This is a genomic window from Devosia insulae DS-56 (assembly GCF_000970465.2).
GTDB lineage: Bacteria > Pseudomonadota > Alphaproteobacteria > Rhizobiales > Devosiaceae > Devosia_A > Devosia_A insulae.
Map to the genome: position 1 here is coordinate 1 of NZ_LAJE02000363.1, position 18,366 is coordinate 18,366.

Here is an 18,366-nt window from a genome sequence, read left to right on the forward strand (position 1 = left end):
TTCATGGCGTCCTCCATCGTTGTCTAGGTGGCAACGCATCAGAGGCGGTGGGGTTTCCCGCTCCCGACGATCCTGCCATCATCGCACGAAGTCGGAGACCTCGCCCATGACCCCATTCGAGCGCATCACCACCGAGGTTCGGGCCCAGATTCCGCTGGTCCGCGCCATGGAGGCTGCACTCGGCAAGCAACGAGCGCATGCGCTGGTCCGGGCGGCGCTCGACCAGGCCAACCGCGCCATCGTCGCCCAACGCGGCGCGCTGCTCGATATCCCCACGCTCGCCACAGAGTTTGCCGGTTTCGGCGAAGGGGTGCGCTACGAATTCGAAACGCTGGAAGAGACCGACACGCTGCTGCGCAACCAGGTCAACCACTGCGACTACGCCGAGTTCATGGAACAGATCGGCGCCCGCGACCTCGGTGAACTGTTGATCTGCAATGGCGATTTCGCCATGGCCGACGAGCTCGGGCTAAGGCTCGAACGGACGAAGACCTGCATGAACGGCGATGGCATGTGCGACTTCTGCTATCATGTGAAGAGTGCGGCGGCGCCGCCGTCCGTCTCTGCCTAGTCGCGGGCGATCAACTCCCCCATCTCTCGCGCCAGGTCGGCACCGGATCATCAGGAGCTGGGGTTGCGAGGTAGATGGCCCGCGCCATGGCTCTACTGAGGCACACCGCCGCCGCGTGCCCGAGTTGCAAGGCGTTCAGCACCGGCGTGGTGATCGGTCTTGCGCCGGTCGACACCGAGAAGATCAGGTCGCCATCCACTTGGGTGTGAGCCGGGCTGGCGCCGCGGGCGATACCGTCCTGGGCTGCGACGGCGAGGCGCTTCAACTGTGCCTTGGTGAGGTCGGCATCGGTGGCGACGATGGCGATGGTGGTGTTGGAGATCGGCGTCACCCAGTCGCGCTTCGAGCGCGCCGTTTGCTCGAATGGCAACGGCCCGGGCAGCGGGCCGAGGCCGCCGAACTCGCCATTCGCCTCGAACGGCGCGGCCCAGAAATGCCTGCTGTCGCCCATAGTGACGCTGCCCGTCGGGTTCGCCACCACCAGCGCCCCGACGGTGAAGCCGCCGGGGATCACCAGCGAGGCTGAACCGAGCCCGCCTTTGAGGTTGGCCGTCAGCGCGCCGACGCCGGCGCCCGCCGTACCGAGGGCGAAATCCTCTCGGGCGTTGGCGAGCGCCTGAGCGCCAAGCGCCCGATAGGGGTTCTCGTCCCAGTCCTTGTCGCCATTGTTGAGCAGGTCGAAGATGATGGCGCCGGGGACGATCGGCACCGTGGCCTTCTCCACTCGGAAGCCGCGACCAAGCTTCCGCAGCCCATCGGTGACGCCGGACGCGGCGTCGAGGCCGAAGGCGGAGCCGCCCGACAGCACCAGCGCGTCGATGTCCTCGACCAGCTTGTCCGGCGCCAGCAGTTCGGTCTCGCGCGAGCCGGGCGAGCCGCCCATCACGTCGACCGAGGCGCGGAACGGCTTGTCGGCCACCAGCACGGTGGTGCCGGTCTTGATCTGGTGATCCTCGGCATTGCCGACGCGCAGGCCGGCGACATCGGTGATCAGGTTGCGCGGTCCGGGTTGCATCCGGGCTCCTTCAGGGGATTCTGGGTTGACTCACCTTACCCAACCCGATCGACCGGGTCATTCCCGTGCTCGTAGGAGTTCTGCTTCCCCTCGCTCGGTATGCGCTGGGCGCACGGGTCGGTCAGGCGGCCGTACCCAGCCGTTCGTTGACCAGCGCCAATGCCTGGCTGACCGGCACGCCGTCCGGGTCCCAGGTGCGGCGCATTTCCAGCATCTGCTGGGCGATCGCCCAGTTGCCGAGCTTCAGGTGCGCATCGAGCAGCAGTTGCCCGAACAGGTCGCGCTGCGCGTGACTGCCGCCAATCTCGGCCATCCGCGGATTGGCGACCGAAAGCCACTTAGCCGCTGCTGCGTAGTCGCCTCGCGCATGCGCCAGGACGCCGCGCGCCGCCGGTAAAGCCACCTCCTGCCAGACCACCCGATCGAAAGCCGAGGAGGTCGCGGCCTTCTCCTCGACGGCGCGCATCAGCTCGTCGGCCTCGAGGCGTTCGGCTCGAGCCAGCCCGTAGAGATATTGCAATGTCAGGAAGGGCTGGATGGTGTCGCGCCCCCTGCCCTGCATATGGTTCGCCACATCCTCCCAGCGGTTGCCGACATCCATGCCGGCGACCTCCATGCGGGCCAGCAGCGACACGGCGCCAACCTGATCCTGCGAATAGCTCGGCTCGATGCCCCAGACATGGTTGTCGTAAGCGTCGAACACCGCCGCATGGTCACCCTGGCTGATGTGGAACAGCGCCTTGTGCCACCAGTTGTGGGTGTACATGAAGGAGTTGAGATCGACCCAGGTCCGCTGCGCCTCGGCGAGGAACTGCACCCCCTCCGCGACGCGGCCCGTGCCCAGCATCACATGCGCCAGCGCGTGCTGCGCCCATGGCTCCTTAGTTTTCAGTTTCAGCGCCAGCCGCGCCTCGCGCTCGGCGGTTTCGAGGTAGTGCAACTGCTCGTAGCCGAAGGCCAGCATGCCGTGGATATGCGGGTTATCGGCGTTTGCCGCCTCCGCTGCCTTGGCGATGCGCAGCATGTTGGCGGCGTCGCCACGGTTGAAGCTGAAATACTGGTGCAGCTTCACCGAGGTGAGGTCGCGCGGATAGCGCGCGACGAGCTCGTCGCCGATCGCCTGCACACGAGGGATATCGTCGGCGATCCAGCGCTCGAGCTGCGCCAGCAGCATGCGCTCGCGTTCGTTGGCACCGGCGGCAGCAGCCTCGGCCCGCGCGAGGTACTTGCCGGCCATAGCCTTGGCCCCGTCGGCCTCGAGGAACATCCAGGTGAAACCGGCATAGGTATTGGCCAGCACGGCGTCCGGCTCGCCGTCGGCTGCGGCAATGATGTTGGCGGCCTTCTTCTCGTAGCCGAGGAAGCCGGTGACAAAATCGTCGATCCCCTGCAGCGTCGCTGAAGAGGCGCGGCTCACTTCATTTCCGAGGGCGTCCTGTGCCATGTTCGCACTGGGCAGGATTGCGTTTCGTTGAACCGCACTCCTGCTCCAGGTCCTTGTTTTGTCGCGAGATCGAACCGGAAAGGTCTGCAACCTTTCCTGATCACGCTCCAGCCATTTGTCCAACCGGTCAAATATAGACCTCGCGCCGAACCTGTCCACGCTGGCGCCGAGCAAAAACAATCGAGATTGCCGCATGCCTGAGTTCAAGAACGGCGCTGCCACCGTGCACTACGAAATCCTCGGCGAAGGCAAGCCGCTGCTGCTGCTTGCGGGCACGGCGAGCGATGGCGCCAGTTGGGGCCCACTGCTGCCGCTGCTCCCCGGCCGGCAGCTGATCCTGATCGATAATCGCGGCTCCGGCCGGACGCGGGTCGAAGGCCCGATCGAACTCGCCGAGATGGTCGCCGACTGCGCAGCGCTGCTCGATCACCTCGGGCTCGAGCGGGTCGAGGTGATCGGACACTCGCTCGGCGGCTTCCTTGGCCTGGCGCTGGCCGCCACCCATCCCAGCCGGGTCAGTCGACTGGTGACGATGGGCGCCGGCACCATCAGCCCCAAGGCGCGAGTGCTGTTCCGCGACCTGTCGCGACTCTATTTCACCGTGCCGCCGCCAGATTGGTTCCGCCTGCTCTTCCAGTGGCTGTTCTCGACGCCGTTCTTTGCCGACGAGGCGAACGTCGCGGCTGCCGCGGCGGCTTCGACGGCCTACCCGCACCGCCAGTCGCCCGGCGATTTCGCCCGGCAGGTCGTGGCGATCGATCGCGGCATGATCGTCGACCTCTCGACGGTCGCCTGCGAGGTGCTGGCGCTCTCGGGCGATCTCGACCTGCTCGCACCGTTTGGCGCGGTCGAGGAACTGCACGGCAAGGTGCCGCGCTTCACTCACGCACCGATCGCCAACGCCGCCCACTCGCTACATTGGGAAGCGCCAGCGGCGGTAGCGAGGGAGATCAATGGCTTTCTCCGCTGACGTGACAGGACCGTGCGCTCGGCGCCCCTCACCCGAACCCTCTCCCCCGCGGACGCTCTCGCGTCCGCTAGGCGGGGCGAGGGGACGCATTTTGCACCGCCAGTGCCACAACGCCCCCTCGCCCCTCTGGGGAGAGGGACGGGGTGAGGGGCGCCAAGCGCACCGGCCCAGAGAGACACGACGGCATAGCGAGCCTAAATCACCCGGCCACCATCAACCTCCAGCGCCACACCCGTGATCATCGAGGCTTCGTCGGAGCAGAGGAAGCAGGCGGCGTTGCCCATGTCCTCGGGGGTCGAGAAGCGGCCGAGTGGGATGGTCGAGAGGAATTTTGCCCGGATTTCAGGCGTGTCCTCGCCCATGAAGGTCTTGAGCAACGGCGTCTCGCCGGCCACTGGGTTGATGGCATTGACCCTGATGCCCAGCGGCGCCAGCTCGACCGCCATCGACTTGGTTGCCGTTACCATCCAGCCCTTCGACGCATTGTACCAGCTGAGCCGCGGCCGCGGGCTCACGGCGGCGGTGGAGGCGACATTGAGGATCGCGCCGGTTTTCCGCGCCTTGAAGTGCGGCACGAGGTGCCGTGCGGTCAGATAGACCGACTTCATGTTGACGTTGAACACCCGATCAAAATCGGCCTCGGAAATCTCGTCCAACGCCGCTGGTAAGTGTGAGACGCCGGCATTGTTGACGAGGATATCGACCTTGCCGAAGGCCATCAGCGCCGCCGCTGCCAGCTGATTGACGCTCGCATCCTTGCTGACATCGACATGGCCGGCCTTCTGGCCCAGCTCGCGCGCCAGCGCCTCGGCGCCTTCGAGGTTGATATCGGCGATCAGCACTTTCGCACCCTCGGCAGCAAACTTCCGCGCGATGCCGGCGCCAAATCCCGATGCGCCGCCCGTAACGATGGCGACCTTGCCTTCCAGTCTCATGAAATCACCCGTGCCATGCGGCCACTGTCTTCAACACCGAGAAGCCGTAGAGCGCCTCGAAACCTTTTTCGCGGCCATGGCCGGATTTGCCGACGCCACCGAAGGGCAGCTCGACGCCACCGCCTGCGCCGTAATTGTTCAGGAACACCTGGCCGGTCTTGATCGCCTTGGCCATCCGCATCTGCCGTCCGCCGTCGCGGGTCCAGACGCCGGCCACGAGGCCGAAATCCGTGCCGTTGGCGATCGCTACCGCTTCAGCCTCATCCTCGAACGGGATCACCACCTGCACCGGGCCAAAGATCTCGTCCTGCGCCAGCCGGTTGTCCGGGGAGACGTGCGAGAGCAGCGTCGGGGCCTGGTAGTGCCCACCCTGCGGCGCGTCGCCGACGACAGTGCCCTCTGCCGCGATCTCGGCGCCGCCGAGGTCACCGAGGAACCCGCCGACGATCTCTTTCTGTCGCTCCGACACCAGCGGGCCGAGATCGAGATCGGCGATGGCCGGACCGACTTTCAGCGCCCGATAGCGACCGGCCATCCGCTGCAGCACCTCGTCATGGATCGACCGGTGCACCAGGATGCGCGAACTGGCCGAACAGGTCTGGCCGGCGTTCTGGATGCCGGCATTGATCAGGAACGGCAGCGCGCGGTCGAGGTCGGCGTCTTCGAACACCAGTTGCGGCGACTTGCCGCCGAGCTCCAGCGTCACCGGCACGACATTGTTGGCCGCCGCATGCTGGATCAGCTTGCCGACGCCGACTGAGCCGGTGAACGAGATGTGGTTGACGCCAGGATGCGCGGTCAGCGCGGCGCCGGCTTCCGCGCCCAGCCCGGGGACGACATTCAGTGCGCCGGCTGGCAAGCCGGCTTCCTCAGCGATCCGAGCGAAGGCGATGGCCGTAAGGCACGCCTCTTCCGCCGGTTTCAGCACCGCGGCATTGCCCATCGCCAGGGCACCGGTCACCGAGCGGCCGATGATCTGCATCGGGTAGTTCCAGGGGATGATGTGCGCTGTCACCCCATGCGGCTCGCGCAGCGTGTAGACGGTGTAGCCATCGAGATAGGGGATGGTCTCGCCATGGACCTTGTCGCAGGCACCGCCGTAGAATTCGAGATAGCGCGCGAGCGCCTGCGCATCGGCCCGGGCCTGTTTCAGCGGTTTGCCGACATCGAGTGCCTCGATGCGGGCGAGGTCATCGACCCGCTCCAGCACCTTCTGCCCGATGCGGGTGAGGATCCGACCGCGCTCTGCCGCGGGTGTCCGGCCCCACTCGCCAGCCAGCGCCACCTGCGCCGCCGCCACCGCCGCATCGACATCTGCCGCCTTGCCCCGGGCGATCTGGCCGATGGTCTCGCCGGTCGAGGGGTTCTCGATCGGCAGGTAGTCGCCGCCTTGTGGTGCGACCCAGCGGCCGCCGATGAAGCACTTGGTGGGATCGAAGAACAGGTTCAGGTCGGTCATATCAAACTCGTCTCTGCCGCGGTCGTGGCTATGCGCCCGCGGCCTCGCGCTTGGCAAGCGCGGCCTCGAGGTTAGGTGTCGCCGCCAGTAGCTCCTGCGTGTACGGGTGCCTGGGCGACCGGAACACTTCCTCAGTCGCGCCGTCCTCGACGATCTTGCCAGCCCGCATCACCAGCACCCGGTCGGTAATGGAGCGGACCACGGCGAGGTCGTGCGAGATGAACAGGTAGCTGAGCTGCAGCCGGTCGGAGAGCTCGGCGAGGAGGTCCAGCACCTGCGCCCTGACGGAGACATCGAGCGCCGACACCGCCTCATCGAGGATGATCAGGCTCGGTTCGATGATCAGCGCCCGGGCAATGGCGATGCGCTGCCGCTGGCCGCCGGAGAATTCGTGCACGTATTTCTCGCCATCGGCGGCAGAGAGCCCGACCTCCTCCAGCGCTCGCGCGATGCGCTTGTCACGCTCGGCACCTGATGGAGCGGCTGAGCCGAGCAGATGAAACGGCTCGCTGACCAGCCGGTCGACCCTATGGCGCGGGTTGAAGCTGCCATAAGGGTCCTGGAACACCACCTGCAGCTGCCGGCGGGTGGCAAAGCTGGCGCCCTTCTTGGGGTCGATCGGCTCACCTGCAATGGCGATGCGACCACCCTGGGTTGGCTCCAGCGCTATGATGGCGCGGGCCAGCGTGGACTTGCCGCAACCGGACTCCCCGACCAGCCCGACATTTTCGCCCTTCTCGATCCTGAGGCTCACGCCATCGACGGCGCGCAACACCTTGCGCTTTTCGAACAGACCGCGACGCGGCAACGGGTATTCCCGCACCACATCGTCGACGGCTAGTACCGGGGTGCCACCGACCACGGCCGGCGGGATGCGCGGCGGAACATGCGAGGACGCCTCGAACAGCGCTTTCGAGTAGGGATGCTGCAGGTTGCGGAACAGCTGGACGGTCGGCCCGGCCTCCACCACCTCGCCCTGCCGCATGATCGACACCTTATCGGCGAGCCCGGCGATCACCCCGAGATCGTGGGTGATGAACATGAGCCCCATGCCGTCTTCGTCGACCAGCTTCTGCAGCAACCTCAGGATCGCGGCCTGGGTGGTCACGTCGAGCGCGGTGGTCGGCTCATCGGCGATCAACAGCTTTGGCCGCATGGCGATGGCCATGGCGATCACCACGCGCTGCCGCTGGCCGCCGCTCAGTTCGTGCGGATAACGATCGAGCGGGAAGCGCGAGGTGGGCAGTTCGACGCGCTCCAGGGTCTGCCGCGCGACTTCCAGCGCCTCACGTCGTCCAAGCCTCCCATGCACCATGGCGGTTTCGGCCACCTGGTCGCCAATGGTCTTGACCGGGTTCAGCGCCGTCATCGGCTCCTGGAACACCATGCCGACGGTGCCGCCGCGGATCTTCCGCATCTCGGCGTCCGGCAGGCCTAGGACTTCGCGGCCCTCCAGCTTCACCGAACCTGATGTCTTCGCGCCGAACGGCAGCAGTTGCATGACACTCAGCGCCGTCATCGATTTGCCGGAGCCGCTCTCGCCGATGACCCCGAGGATTTCTCCGGCATCCACCGACAGATCGATATCGCGCAGGATCGGAAACTTGCCGATCGACAGCTGCAGGTCTTTGACGTCGAGCAGCGCCATCAGCGGTTCCGCCTCAGGCGTGGATCGAAGATATCGCGCAGCCCGTCACCGAGGAGGTTCACCCCCAGCACCATCAGCACGATGGTGAGGCCCGGCACCAAGGCGACGTGCGGCGCGAGGCTGATCATGGTCTGGCTGTCGGCCAGCATCTTGCCCCAGCTTGGGGTCGGCGGCTGCACGCCGAGCCCGACATAGGCCAGCGCCGCTTCGGCAAGGATGCCGAGGGCGAACTGGATGGTCGCCTGCACCACCAGCGTGTTGAAGATGTTGGGCAGGATATGCTCGAACGAGATGCGCGCGGCGCCCTTGCCCGAGACCCGCGCCGCCATGATGAACTCGCGTTGCCACAGGCTCAGTGCCCCAGCTCGCGCCAGGCGCGCGAAGACCGGCATGTTGTAGAGCCCGACGGCAATGATGGCGTTGACTGCACCCGGCCCGAACACCGCAGTGATCAGGATGGCGATCAGCAACGCCGGAAAGGCGAAAACCAGGTCGTTGGCGCGCATCAGCACATCATCGAGCAGCGTGCCGCGCCGCGCCGCGGCCCAGAGCCCGATCGGCACGCCGATCACCATGGCGACGCTCACCGCGATGAAGGCCACGGCGATCGAGGTGCGGGCCCCCACCATGATCATCGAGAGGATATCGCGGCCGAAATGGTCGGTGCCGAGCCAATGCTCCGCCGATGGCGGCTTCAGCTTGTTGGGGATGTTCTGGAGCAGATAATCGTACGGCGTCCAGACGAACGAGAGCAGCGCCGCGAGGACGAAGACCAGGGTGATCGCTGCGCCGATGAGGAAATTCGGCGAGCGGAGCGCCGCCTGCAGCAGGCTGTCGCGGGTGGCGGGCGCGGCAATAGCGCTCATCGCGTCGCCCTCCTGAGCCTGGGGTCGACCAGTGCATAGGTGATGTCGACGAGGAAGGTGACGAGGATCACCGCGAACACCAGCAGCATCACCACCGACTTCACCACGATCAGGTCGCGCGAGGTGATGCCCTGGAACACCAGCCGGCCGAGCCCGGGCAGGAAGAAGACATTCTCGATGATGATCGCCCCTGCGAGCAGGAACGAGAACTGCAGCCCGATGATGGTCAGCACCGGGATCAGCGCGTTGCGCAGCGCATGCCGCCACAGCGTCTGCCCCTGGCTCAAGCCCTTGGCCCGGGCCGAGCGGATGTAGTCCTCACCCAGGGTGTCCAGCAGTGAGGATCGCATGACGCGCGCGAGGATCGAGGCCTGTGGCAGCGCCAGAGCCACGGCCGGCAACGTCAGCGCCTTCAGCGCCAAGAGCGGATCCTGCCAGCCGGGGAAGCCGCCGGCGGAGAACCACCGGAGGGTGATCGAGAACAGCAGCACCAGCAGCATGGCGAACCAGAAGTTCGGCACAGCGAGGCCGACCTGCGTCGCGCCCATGATACCGACATCGGTGGCCGAGTTGCGCCTGACCGCAGCAAGAATGCCGACTGGAAAGGCGATCAGGGTCGACAGCGCCAGCGCATAGATGGCGAGCGGCAGCGAGATCCAGATGCGATCGGCGATCAGCCCCGAGACCGGCACCTTGTAGGTGTAGCTGATACCAAAATCGCCGTGCAGCAGCCCCAGCACCCAAGTGAAATAGCGCTCGAGCAGTGGCCCATCGAGACCGAGCGCGGTGCGCAGCGCCGCAGTCGCTTCAGGCGTGGCATTGAGCCCGAGCATGAACTGCGCCGGATCGCCCGGCACCACCTCGAGCACGAGGAAAATGACGATCGAAGCAGCGATCAGGCTAAGGACGAGGGAGACCAGGCGGCCGAGGATGAAGGAGGGCATTAGCGGGTGCCCCCGCTCGTGCGGTCGGAAACAATCGTCGTTTCACCACAGGTGTCATTCCAGCGAAAGCTGGGACCCATTTCTCCCCCCGAGCAGGCGGTGAGTTGGGTCCCAGCTTTCGCTGGGATGACATCGCGGCTGTGGGAGGGGCTGGTGATCAAACGCATCAGAGTGGGAGGCGGGCATTGCCCGCCTCCCAAACACTCACTCTTCCCAGGACACGCCGGTGAGGTCGGTCGCCTGAGTGGGGGCGTTGTCCCACATGCCCTTGAGCTTGGCGTTCTCGACCCCGACCTTGGCCAGTTCGAACAGGAAGCCGACGGCATAGTTGTCGGCGAGATTCTTTTCGGCCGCCTTGGTCAGCTCCGAACGCTTGGCCGGATCGGCAGTCACCGCGAGGTCGGCGATGATCTGCTTGAAGTCGGCATTGTTGTACTGGAAGTAGTACCCATCGCGCGCGAAAATCCCGATATCGTTGGGCTCGGTGTGCGAGATGATGGTCAGGTCGTAGTTCTTGTCGGTGAACACCTCGCTGAGCCACTGCGCCCATTCGAGGTTGGTCACTTCGGTCTTGATACCGACCGCCGCCAGCTGGCTGGCGATGATCTCGCCGCCACGGCGGGCATAGCCCTCGACCGGCGGCAGCTTCAGCGACAGCGTCAGATCGGTGACGCCGGCCTCGGCCAGCAGCGCCTTCGACTTTTCCGGGTCGTAGTTCGACTGCGCGGTCAGGTCGATATAGTCCGGGTTGGCCGGCGACAGGAAGGTGCCGATCGGGGTGCCGTAACCGAACATCGCGCCATCGATGATCGCCTGGCGGTCGATGGCATGGGCGATGGCTTCGCGTACCTTGACGTTGTCCAGCGGCGCCTTGCCGTTGTTCATGGTCAGGATGGTCTCGCCTTCGGTCGAGCCGATCACCACGCGGAAGCGCGGATCGTTCTGGAACTGCGCCACCGTCTCGGGCGCCGGGAAGTTCGGGAAAGTGTCGACGTCGCCGGCCTGCAGCGCCGCAAAGGCAGCGGTCGGGTCGGCGATGAACTTGAAGGTTGCGCCTTCGAGCGCCACCGGCGTGCCCCAATAGGCCTGGTTCTTTTCGAGCGTGATGCTGTCGCCCTCGACCCGGTCCTTGAAGCTGAATGGGCCGGTGCCGATCGGGTTGGTTTTGTTGGCGTCGGCGCTTTCCGGCGCCACGATCACCGCATCGCCCCAGGCGAGGTTGTAGATCAGGTTGCCGTCCGGTTGCTTCAGCGTCAGTTTGACCGTCGCGGGATCGACCACCTCGACCGAGGCGATCGAAGCGTAGAGCGCCTTCTGGGCGTTCAACGAGCCCTCGGCATTGATGCGGTCGAGCGAGAATTTCACGTCGTCGGCGTTGAAATCGGTGCCGTCGTGGAACTTGGCGCCTTCGACCAGATGGAAGGTGTAAGTCAGGCCGTCCTCGGAAATCTCCCAGGATTTGGCCAATGCCGGCACGACGCTGCCATCGGCGATGATGCGGGTCAGACCCTCGAAGACGTTGGCATAGAGCACTTCGTCGACGGCGGCCGCGGCCTCAGCAGTCGGGTCAAGGCTCGGCGGCTCGAGCACGAGGCCGACCTTCACGTCGGTCCGCGCCTGGGCGAATGCCGGCGTCATCGCGGTGGTCATTGCCAATGCGCCGGCGAGAGCCAGCACGACCAGTGATCTGCGCATGATTATCCCTTCTGTTTCCGACCGCTTACCCCCGCGGTCTTGAGGCGATCCTAGGATGCTTCCGGCTTCAGGTGAACCGGCTGCACGGCGCGATTTGCGCGTCACGCATAGCTTGCGGGAAACGGCTTTCCACGCAAGCCTCACGCGGCGCGATCCGGCCCTAGCAGGTCGAGCAGCGTCAGCGCCATGACCTTGGCCGAATCCAGCATATCGTCGACGCCGACCCACTCGTCCGGCTGGTGCGCCAGATCGAGGATGCCGGGACCATAGGCGATGCAGTTTTTCAATCGGCCGATCCGGTCGATATGCTTCTGGTCGTAAGTGCCGGGCGAGACGACATATTCCGGAGAGACGCCGATCACCTCGCCAATTGCCTTGGCCACAGAGCGGACGACCGGGGCGTCCTTCTCTGTCATGGTCGGCGAGATGGTCCAGAGATCGCGGATTTCGTAGCTGAAGCCCAGTCGCTCGGCCTTCAGCTTCTCGAGCAGGTCGATCACTTCCTGCCGCACGGCAACGGGGCTTTCCTCGATCAGATAGCGCCGGTCGATGACGATGCGGGCCGAATGCGCCACCACCGGCGCCGGAAAGCCGGTGAAGCCGCCCTCGGGTTCGGCCTGGCCGCCATGGATCGAGTTGATGTTCATGGTCGATTGCCGTGCACCCGGCGGCACCACCGGCATTTCGGTGCGTTTCTGGCTCAGTGCCGGATAGAGCACATCCTCGAACTGCCGCAGCACCGCCGCCATGTGGCGGATGGCGCTGTCGCCGAGAAACGGCATCGAGCCGTGGGCGATCCGCCCGAAGGTCTCGATCTCGGCCCACCAGACACCACGGTGTCCGAGGCAGATCCGATCCTTGTTGAGCGGCTCGGGGATGATGACGTGCTGCACGCGCTCCGGCGAGAAATAGCCCTGCTCAGCGAGGTAGGCGACGCCTCCGAAGCCGCCGGTCTCCTCGTCTGCCGTCCCGGAAATCTCGATGGCGCCGCGATAGTCCGGCACCACATCGGCGAAGGCCTCGGCGGCGATGATCGAGGCGGCGAGCCCGCCCTTCATGTCGCAGGTGCCGCGGCCATAGATTCGACCATCCTTCAGTTCGCCGCCGAATGGGTCGAAGGTCCAGCCGCGGCCGACCTCCACCACGTCGTGGTGCGAATTGAAGTGTACGGTGTCGCCCGGCCCGGCGCCCTCGCGACGCGCCACCACATTCCAGCGCGGGTACTTGTCGCTGTCGCCTGGCTTGCCCTCAGCACGAATCAATTCAACGGCATAGCCGCCTTTGCTCAAGCGACCTGCGAGGTATTCGCAAATCTCGCGGTAGTTGTTGCCCGGCGGATTGACCGTTGGAATGCGGATCAGATCCTGCGTCAGGGCGATCAGGTCGTCGCGCCGGGCGTTGATCTCGGCGGTGAGGCGCGGCTTCACGTCAGCCGGCAGCGAGGGTGCAATCGTCATGGCGCGGCAGACTGTTGCCCGCCGCGCGCCCTGTCAATGCGGCGCCCGCGAACGTCAGCTCGGCTCGTCGCCGATGGCAAGGATGTTGCCTTCGGAATCCTTGAACCATGCGCCGTGGTACGGGCCCATTTTGGCCATGCCGTTCTCGGTCTTCAGGCCGGGAAAGTCATAGTCCTCGAACTTCACGCCACGTTCTCTCAGCATCTGCATATCGGCCGCGACATCGCTGGAACTGAAAGCCATGGCGGTGTTCTGCGCGGTCCCGGCGAACTGCGTCTCATAAAGCTGGAAGCCGGAGCCGCCAGCGAGGCGGTAGACGATACCGATCGGCAACTCCTCGGCCGGTTCGAGTCCCAGTTTATCGCGATACCAGGCCTTGGCCCGGGCGAGGTTGGAGGCAGGGATGGTCGCGTAGGCACGGTGGTCGGACAGAAGCATCTGCTCCTCCGTTGCATGAGCCGCTTTTCGAGCTTACGCCTCCGGCTCCTGCCTGAAAATCCGGACGAGTCCTCATGCCCTTTGCTTCCCGCACGCCCGGCGCGGCCGACATCCTGTATGTCATGGCGCTCGACAACGAGTACGGCCCGCACCTCCGCTCGCGCATCACGCCGCTGATGACTGGGGTCGGCCCGGTGGAAGCGGCCATCGTGGTCACGCACGCGCTTGCCAAACTCGATGCTGCGGGGAAGCTCCCGGCGCTGGTGGTGTCATTAGGCTCGGCTGGCTCGGCGAAGCTGGAGCAGACCGGGGTCTACCAGGCGACTTCGGTCGATTATCGCGACATGGACGCCTCGCCGCTAGGGTTCGAGCCCGGTGTCACCCCCCTGCTCGATCAGCCGGCGATCATTGCGCTTGGCCCGTTCGTGCCGGAAATCGCCAAGGCGACGCTCTCGACCGGCGCCAATGTGGTGTCGGGCGCCGCATATCGAGGGATCAGTGCCGACATGGTCGATATGGAGACCTATGCCGTGCTGCGGGCCTGCCAGCGCTTCAAGGTGCCACTCATCGCGCTGCGCGGTATCTCTGATGGCGACGAGGAGTTGGGCCATCTCGACGATTGGACGCGCTACCTGCACCTCGTCGACGAAAAGCTGGCGCATGCCGTCGACCTGCTGGAAGCAGCGATCGCCAGCGGCACGCTGGAGTAAGCGCTCTAGCGCTGCTTGTTCTTTCGGCTGCGCTGCCAGTTGGTCCACTTGCGCTGCACCCAGAAGCTCAGCCGGTTCAGCGGCCCCTGCAGGAACGGCAGGTCGAGCGCCAGCAGGAACAGACCAAGCGGCAGCATCCAGACACCGAGCAGTGGCAGGAAGCTGAAGACGCCACCCAGAATCAGCAGGATGCCGAGCGGGATGCGCACGATCCGCGAGGAGGGCTTGCGGATCCACGCGAGAAAGCCGGTTGAAGCGGGTACAGCACGGCCGATCCTGTCGAACTGCCGGTGCAGCCTCGCACCTTCCTTGCCTGTCATCGTGGTCCCCTTTTTCCCAGTGGTTGCAACGCATTTGGGCATCGGGACCGGCGCATCAAACCGGTGACGGTGGCTTTTTGTCCCGTTCGAGACCTTGAAATCGAGGTTTCGCTCACCGCAGCACACGAAAGGCTTACTTCGACAGGATCGAAAAACCGGGCTAGGATGATGTTCGAGACGCAGTGGCGGTTACCGCCGGGCGTAGCACACGCCAAGCGGCGACCGTCCTGGCTCCCCATTTCGAGGAGGATGGAGATGGTCGGCTTTCACGTGCTCACCAATGCGGAACGGCTCGATGTTCCCGAGATCCGCCGTATCGGCTTCGACGACCTTACGGGCGCCCTGGCCGAGGGCTGGCGCGATTTCTGGCAACGGCCGTCACATTTGGCCTTCCTGGGCCTAATCTATCCGCTGGTCGGCGCCATGCTGGCCGTCTGGACCTCCGGCAACAATTCCTGGCCATTGCTGTTCCCGTTGATTTCCGGCTTTGCGCTGGTTGGCCCGTTCCTGGCGCTGCCGATCTACGAGATGAGCCGACGACAGGAGCAGGGTCTCGATACCCACTGGCGCGCCGCCTTCGAGGTGTTCAGGACCCCGGCCTTCGCATCAATCGCCGCGCTGGGCGTGATGATGCTGATCGTCTTCACCGTCTGGCTGATGACGGCGCAGTTCATCTACGAAACGTTCTTCGGCCCGGGCTCGCCCCCGACTCTGATGGCCTTCGTCAACGAGGTGCTGACCACGTCCGCCGGCCAGCAGCTGATGATCTGGGGTAACCTGATCGGCTTCGTGTTCGCGGCCTTCGTGCTGGCGACCATGGTGGTCTCGATCCCGCTGCTGCTCGATCGCGACCTTGGCACTGCCATCGCCGTGCAGACCTCGCTACGGGTGACGCTGAAGAACCCGCTGCAGATCGCCGCCTGGGGCTTCATCGTCGCGGCGCTGCTGGTCATCGGCACGATTCCGCTGCTGGTCGGGCTCAGTATCGTGGTGCCGGTGCTCGGCCACGCCACCTGGCATCTCTACCGCCGTGCCGTGGTTCCGGCCGGCGGACGTTAACTACTCGTTAACGGATTGCGCTCAAATTTATCGAGCTTAAGTAGAGGGCAGGACGACGCTACCGACTGGTAGCCCTGCCCTCGCCCAGTTTCCGGAACCCCGAAAGCCGCTGTCGCGTTAGCACCTCATACCCATTGAGGAGCAGTTGCATGGCCCGTTCGCGCGGATTTGACCTTTCGCACTTCACCGACGACGCACAGGACCGGTTCGGCCGCCAATTCTCGAGCCTCGCACGCGATGCGAGCCACCTGTCCGATGCGCTCAGTCGTTACAGCGCTGGCGCACGGCATGATGTCGGCCACTTCGCCCACGACCTCGCCGATGGCGCGATGCATCAGGGCGCCGTCGCAGCACGCGTGCTCGGCAAGCAGGCGTGGAAGGCCGGTAAGGCTGTCCGCCGCGATCCGGCGCCGACCATGGCGGCGCTGGTCGGCATCGCCTGCCTTGTCACCCTGGTGATGGCATCGGGCGCACGCCGCCACTGACATCCTCAACGCCGCGTTAACTCCGGTACGTGCATTCTAGGGAGCACGGGCAGCGTCAGCCCGGCTCCTTAGTTGTGTTCGCGTTCTGGAGTCATCGTTGGCAGGGTCACTCAAGCTGCTGTTCGCGGCGCCGATGCTGTTGAGCCTCGTCGCCGGCTGCGCCACTTTCTCACTCGGCGGCCTCTCCTCGCGCGATTGCCTGGCGCGCGCCATGTACTTCGAATCCAATCGCTCGAGCGAAGACGGCATGCTGGCCGTCGGCACGGTGGTGATGAACCGAGTTGCCGACAAGCGCTATCCGCAGTCGGTCTGCGGTGTCGTCGGGCAGAAGAACCAGTTCGCCCCCGGCGTGCTGAACAAGAAGATGACCGAGAAGCGCTCCGCGGCATTGGCCTACAGCGTTGCCGACCGGGTGCTGCGCGGCGCCCGCCATCCGACGCTGTCGCGCGACGTGAAGCACTTCCACACCGCCGGCTACCGCTTCTCGTACAACAACATGTTCTACGTGCTGGAAGCGGGCGGGAACAATTTCTACGAGAAGCGCAAAGCCGGTACCTTCACCAACAATCCATTCTCGGCGCTGGCCTATTGGTGAGAGCCGTTGGGCGTGTCACCCTTGAGTTGCGCTCGGTGATAGACCTGCCCACGGCGTCATCCCCGCGAAGGCGGGGACCCAGTGGGACCTCTCAGCCTCAGCGGGTGCCGCAGCATCCCACTAGGTTCCCGCCTGCGCGGGAATGACGTCGGTGATGGACTGAGACAGTGTGCCTCGCTGGATGGTGTTGAGCCGCCTCGCCGACTGCTGCATCTCGATGGTGAAACGCTCTAAACCGCCGGCACTGGTGGCGGCGCGCCTAGCCCGAAGAAGCTGAGCACCAGGCTGACCGTCCAGGTGATCAGCACCCAGTAGATGCCACCCACCACCACGGTCGAGACGATCCCCACCAGGGCGCCCAGTATGATCCAGATGCCATCGCGCTCAAGCAGGCCAAGGGCGATGATGCAGATGGCGATCGACGGGGCCATGTTGGCGCCCGGGATCGGCAGCAGCACCAGCAGCGCCATGACGAAGGCCACGAAGCCGGCGAAGTAGACTGCCGGGCGCTTGGCCAGAAACTCGAAGCGCGGCTTCATGATGCCTTCGGCCCGGGCCAGCCAGGGCGAAGCCGCTTTCATCACACGGTGGAAATCGACGCGGCTCAGCGACCGATCGGTGATGATCCGCGGCAACCAGGCGTTCATCCCCAGCATCAGCTGGGCAGTCAGAAACACCAGCGGTGCACCGACGACCGCCGAAACGCCAGGGGGCATCGGCAATGCGGTGATGATGGCGAAAATGAACATCAGCGCGCCGAGCGCCCGGCGCTTCAGCGCTTCCAGGAGATCGCCGATGGAGATCCGCTCTCGATCCTCCGCCGTTGCAATGGCCATCAGAATGGCCGAGAGGCGATCCGCTCCCTCGGCCTGGTCTACCTTCGAAAGGTCACTCTCACCCTGCCGTTCTGTCATCGGCCGCGATCATGCCCAGCGATTCCCCGATGCGGCAACCCCATGGGGCTGCGTCAGAAATCCCCACCCATGTCGAAGCCGCCGCCATCGCCGCCACCAAGGTCGCCCCAATCCCCGCCGGACTGGTCACCGCCATCCTGGCCAGCACCTTGATCCTGCTCGTTGACATTGTCGTTACCGGCGTCGGTGGCGGGCTGGTCGTTGGCTGAGCTCTCGGCAGCATGCGCGCCGCCGGCGCCGAACAGCGAACCGATGGCGCTACCGAGCAGCACACCGCCGGCAACGCCCAGCGCGGTCTGTGCAGCTCCGGCGAGGAAGCCGCCGCCCTGCCCCATCTGCCCGCGCTGATTGCGGTTATCGACCGGCTCGTCCTGACGATCCCAGGGGCTGCGGTTACGCTGCACCTGCTGGTTGTCGTCGTAGCGGTTCTGGCGGCCGCGACCATCGTCGAACAGGCCACCGAACATGCCGCCGCGCCCCTTCTCCTCGACCTCGCGTTCCAGCTCCTCGATGCGCCGCTCGGCGACCTCGAGGGCGTGCTGTTGCACCAGAATGGTCTGCGCCATGTAGTAAGGCGCGCCCGGCTGCCGGACGATCTCGCGATCGATCAAGTCCTGCGCCTCGGGGTCGCGCTGGGGGTTCTTGCGCTCGACGTCGGCAAGCCGATGGAACAGGCCTTCGATGGCGCGGCGGTCTTCAGGGTTCAGCATCTTCAGTCTCCAATGTTGAACGATGCCGAAAACATGGGGACCGTAGCCGGCCCTCACAATGGGTACGGTGGCCATAATTGGACATGAGGGGTCACCAGGCCGCCGGAGCAGGAATGTCCATTGACTTGCCG

General features: G+C 65.3%; 19 protein-coding genes. 6 read left to right on the forward strand and 13 right to left on the reverse strand.

Features of this window, described 5'->3' with window-relative positions:
* The first annotated feature begins 106 nt into the window (after positions 1–106).
* The gene (locus VW23_RS24055) at positions 107–571 is read left to right on the forward strand and encodes an L-2-amino-thiazoline-4-carboxylic acid hydrolase (protein WP_069912024.1); all 465 of its coding nucleotides are present in this window, start codon (positions 107–109) and stop codon (positions 569–571) included.
* 10 nt (positions 572–581) lie between these two features.
* Here the strand turns inward: VW23_RS24055 and VW23_RS24060 are convergent, their stop codons facing one another.
* Positions 582–1,586, reverse strand: coding sequence for a P1 family peptidase (locus VW23_RS24060; protein ID WP_069912025.1), 1,005 nt, complete (start codon positions 1,584–1,586; stop codon positions 582–584).
* Positions 1,587–1,707: 121 nt separating this feature from the next.
* Positions 1,708–3,003 (reverse strand): tetratricopeptide repeat protein, encoded by a 1,296-nt coding sequence (locus tag VW23_RS24065; protein ID WP_201788089.1) that lies wholly within the window; start codon positions 3,001–3,003, stop codon positions 1,708–1,710.
* A gap of 220 nt (positions 3,004–3,223) precedes the next feature.
* Here VW23_RS24065 and VW23_RS24070 point away from each other — a divergent pair, with 220 nt between their 5' ends.
* Positions 3,224–4,000, forward strand: a complete 777-nt coding sequence (locus VW23_RS24070; RefSeq protein ID WP_069912027.1) for an alpha/beta fold hydrolase — start codon at positions 3,224–3,226, stop codon at positions 3,998–4,000.
* 194 nt (positions 4,001–4,194) lie between these two features.
* On the opposite strand, the gene VW23_RS24075 is transcribed toward VW23_RS24070, so the two are convergent.
* From VW23_RS24075 to VW23_RS24110, 8 genes are all read right to left on the reverse strand, one after another.
* On the reverse strand, positions 4,195–4,935 hold the full coding sequence (locus VW23_RS24075) for an SDR family oxidoreductase (RefSeq protein ID WP_069912028.1): 741 nt from the start codon (positions 4,933–4,935) through the stop codon (positions 4,195–4,197).
* A 4-nt stretch (positions 4,936–4,939) separates the two neighbouring features.
* Positions 4,940–6,394, reverse strand: a complete 1,455-nt coding sequence (locus VW23_RS24080) for an aldehyde dehydrogenase family protein (protein WP_069912029.1) — start codon at positions 6,392–6,394, stop codon at positions 4,940–4,942.
* Positions 6,395–6,422: 28 nt separating this feature from the next.
* On the reverse strand, positions 6,423–8,042 hold the full coding sequence (locus tag VW23_RS24085; RefSeq protein WP_069912030.1) for an ABC transporter ATP-binding protein: 1,620 nt from the start codon (positions 8,040–8,042) through the stop codon (positions 6,423–6,425).
* Positions 8,042–8,908, reverse strand: a complete 867-nt coding sequence (locus VW23_RS24090; protein ID WP_069912031.1) for an ABC transporter permease — start codon at positions 8,906–8,908, stop codon at positions 8,042–8,044. The genes VW23_RS24085 and VW23_RS24090 overlap by 1 nt, the downstream gene beginning before the upstream one ends.
* Positions 8,905–9,852: an ABC transporter permease gene (locus VW23_RS24095; RefSeq protein ID WP_069912032.1), complete on the reverse strand. Its 948-nt coding sequence runs from the start codon at positions 9,850–9,852 to the stop codon at positions 8,905–8,907. The genes VW23_RS24090 and VW23_RS24095 overlap by 4 nt, the downstream gene beginning before the upstream one ends.
* A 204-nt stretch (positions 9,853–10,056) precedes the next feature.
* Positions 10,057–11,547, reverse strand: a complete 1,491-nt coding sequence (locus VW23_RS24100; RefSeq protein ID WP_069912033.1) for an ABC transporter substrate-binding protein — start codon at positions 11,545–11,547, stop codon at positions 10,057–10,059.
* Positions 11,548–11,687: 140 nt separating this feature from the next.
* A complete protein-coding gene (locus tag VW23_RS24105; protein WP_069912034.1) occupies positions 11,688–13,004 on the reverse strand; it encodes an acetylornithine deacetylase/succinyl-diaminopimelate desuccinylase family protein in 1,317 nt (438 codons plus the stop codon).
* Positions 13,005–13,058: 54 nt separating this feature from the next.
* On the reverse strand, positions 13,059–13,442 hold the full coding sequence (locus tag VW23_RS24110; protein ID WP_069912035.1) for a VOC family protein: 384 nt from the start codon (positions 13,440–13,442) through the stop codon (positions 13,059–13,061).
* 74 nt (positions 13,443–13,516) lie between these two features.
* Here VW23_RS24110 and VW23_RS24115 point away from each other — a divergent pair, with 74 nt between their 5' ends.
* Complete coding sequence (locus VW23_RS24115) at positions 13,517–14,152, forward strand: 5'-methylthioadenosine/S-adenosylhomocysteine nucleosidase (RefSeq protein WP_069912036.1); 636 nt, start codon at positions 13,517–13,519, stop codon at positions 14,150–14,152.
* 5 nt (positions 14,153–14,157) lie between these two features.
* On the opposite strand, the gene VW23_RS24120 is transcribed toward VW23_RS24115, so the two are convergent.
* A complete protein-coding gene (locus tag VW23_RS24120) occupies positions 14,158–14,472 on the reverse strand; it encodes a hypothetical protein (protein ID WP_055996120.1) in 315 nt (104 codons plus the stop codon).
* A 255-nt stretch (positions 14,473–14,727) separates the two neighbouring features.
* On the opposite strand from VW23_RS24120, the gene VW23_RS24125 reads away from it, so the two are divergent.
* The 3 genes from VW23_RS24125 to VW23_RS24135 all read left to right on the forward strand — a co-directional run bounded on the left by VW23_RS24125 (position 14,728) and on the right by VW23_RS24135 (position 16,611).
* The gene (locus VW23_RS24125; protein WP_069912037.1) at positions 14,728–15,531 is read left to right on the forward strand and encodes a DUF2189 domain-containing protein; all 804 of its coding nucleotides are present in this window, start codon (positions 14,728–14,730) and stop codon (positions 15,529–15,531) included.
* A 149-nt stretch (positions 15,532–15,680) separates the two neighbouring features.
* Positions 15,681–16,016 carry a hypothetical protein gene (locus VW23_RS24130; protein ID WP_069912038.1) on the forward strand — a complete coding sequence of 112 codons (336 nt, stop codon included), beginning with the start codon at positions 15,681–15,683 and terminating at the stop codon, positions 16,014–16,016.
* 97 nt (positions 16,017–16,113) lie between these two features.
* Complete coding sequence (locus VW23_RS24135; protein WP_425285228.1) at positions 16,114–16,611, forward strand: cell wall hydrolase; 498 nt, start codon at positions 16,114–16,116, stop codon at positions 16,609–16,611.
* 230 nt (positions 16,612–16,841) lie between these two features.
* On the opposite strand, the gene VW23_RS24140 is transcribed toward VW23_RS24135, so the two are convergent.
* Together VW23_RS24140 and VW23_RS24145 are read right to left on the reverse strand one after the other, a co-directional pair.
* A complete protein-coding gene (locus VW23_RS24140; RefSeq protein WP_069912040.1) occupies positions 16,842–17,525 on the reverse strand; it encodes an exopolysaccharide biosynthesis protein in 684 nt (227 codons plus the stop codon).
* Positions 17,526–17,578: 53 nt separating this feature from the next.
* Complete coding sequence (locus VW23_RS24145; RefSeq protein WP_201788090.1) at positions 17,579–18,235, reverse strand: DUF2076 domain-containing protein; 657 nt, start codon at positions 18,233–18,235, stop codon at positions 17,579–17,581.
* Between the last annotated feature and the right edge of the window lie 131 nt (positions 18,236–18,366).

Excerpts from the sequence above, each read along its gene's own strand:
- VW23_RS24055 (WP_069912024.1), top strand. The coding sequence starts at position 107 with ATGACCCCATTCGAGCGCATCACCACCGAGGTTCGGGCCCAGATTCCG.
- VW23_RS24060 (WP_069912025.1), bottom strand. The coding sequence starts at position 1,586 with ATGCAACCCGGACCGCGCAACCTGATCACCGATGTCGCCGGCCTGCGC.
- VW23_RS24070 (WP_069912027.1), top strand. The coding sequence starts at position 3,224 with ATGCCTGAGTTCAAGAACGGCGCTGCCACCGTGCACTACGAAATCCTC.
- VW23_RS24075 (WP_069912028.1), bottom strand. The coding sequence starts at position 4,935 with ATGAGACTGGAAGGCAAGGTCGCCATCGTTACGGGCGGCGCATCGGGA.
- VW23_RS24080 (WP_069912029.1), bottom strand. The coding sequence starts at position 6,394 with ATGACCGACCTGAACCTGTTCTTCGATCCCACCAAGTGCTTCATCGGC.
- VW23_RS24085 (WP_069912030.1), bottom strand. The coding sequence starts at position 8,042 with ATGGCGCTGCTCGACGTCAAAGACCTGCAGCTGTCGATCGGCAAGTTT.
- VW23_RS24090 (WP_069912031.1), bottom strand. The coding sequence starts at position 8,908 with ATGAGCGCTATTGCCGCGCCCGCCACCCGCGACAGCCTGCTGCAGGCG.
- VW23_RS24095 (WP_069912032.1), bottom strand. The coding sequence starts at position 9,852 with ATGCCCTCCTTCATCCTCGGCCGCCTGGTCTCCCTCGTCCTTAGCCTG.
- VW23_RS24100 (WP_069912033.1), bottom strand. The coding sequence starts at position 11,547 with ATGCGCAGATCACTGGTCGTGCTGGCTCTCGCCGGCGCATTGGCAATG.
- VW23_RS24105 (WP_069912034.1), bottom strand. The coding sequence starts at position 13,004 with ATGACGATTGCACCCTCGCTGCCGGCTGACGTGAAGCCGCGCCTCACC.
- VW23_RS24110 (WP_069912035.1), bottom strand. The coding sequence starts at position 13,442 with ATGCTTCTGTCCGACCACCGTGCCTACGCGACCATCCCTGCCTCCAAC.
- VW23_RS24115 (WP_069912036.1), top strand. The coding sequence starts at position 13,517 with ATGCCCTTTGCTTCCCGCACGCCCGGCGCGGCCGACATCCTGTATGTC.
- VW23_RS24120 (WP_055996120.1), bottom strand. The coding sequence starts at position 14,472 with ATGACAGGCAAGGAAGGTGCGAGGCTGCACCGGCAGTTCGACAGGATC.
- VW23_RS24125 (WP_069912037.1), top strand. The coding sequence starts at position 14,728 with ATGGTCGGCTTTCACGTGCTCACCAATGCGGAACGGCTCGATGTTCCC.
- VW23_RS24130 (WP_069912038.1), top strand. The coding sequence starts at position 15,681 with ATGGCCCGTTCGCGCGGATTTGACCTTTCGCACTTCACCGACGACGCA.
- VW23_RS24140 (WP_069912040.1), bottom strand. The coding sequence starts at position 17,525 with ATGACAGAACGGCAGGGTGAGAGTGACCTTTCGAAGGTAGACCAGGCC.
- VW23_RS24145 (WP_201788090.1), bottom strand. The coding sequence starts at position 18,235 with ATGCTGAACCCTGAAGACCGCCGCGCCATCGAAGGCCTGTTCCATCGG.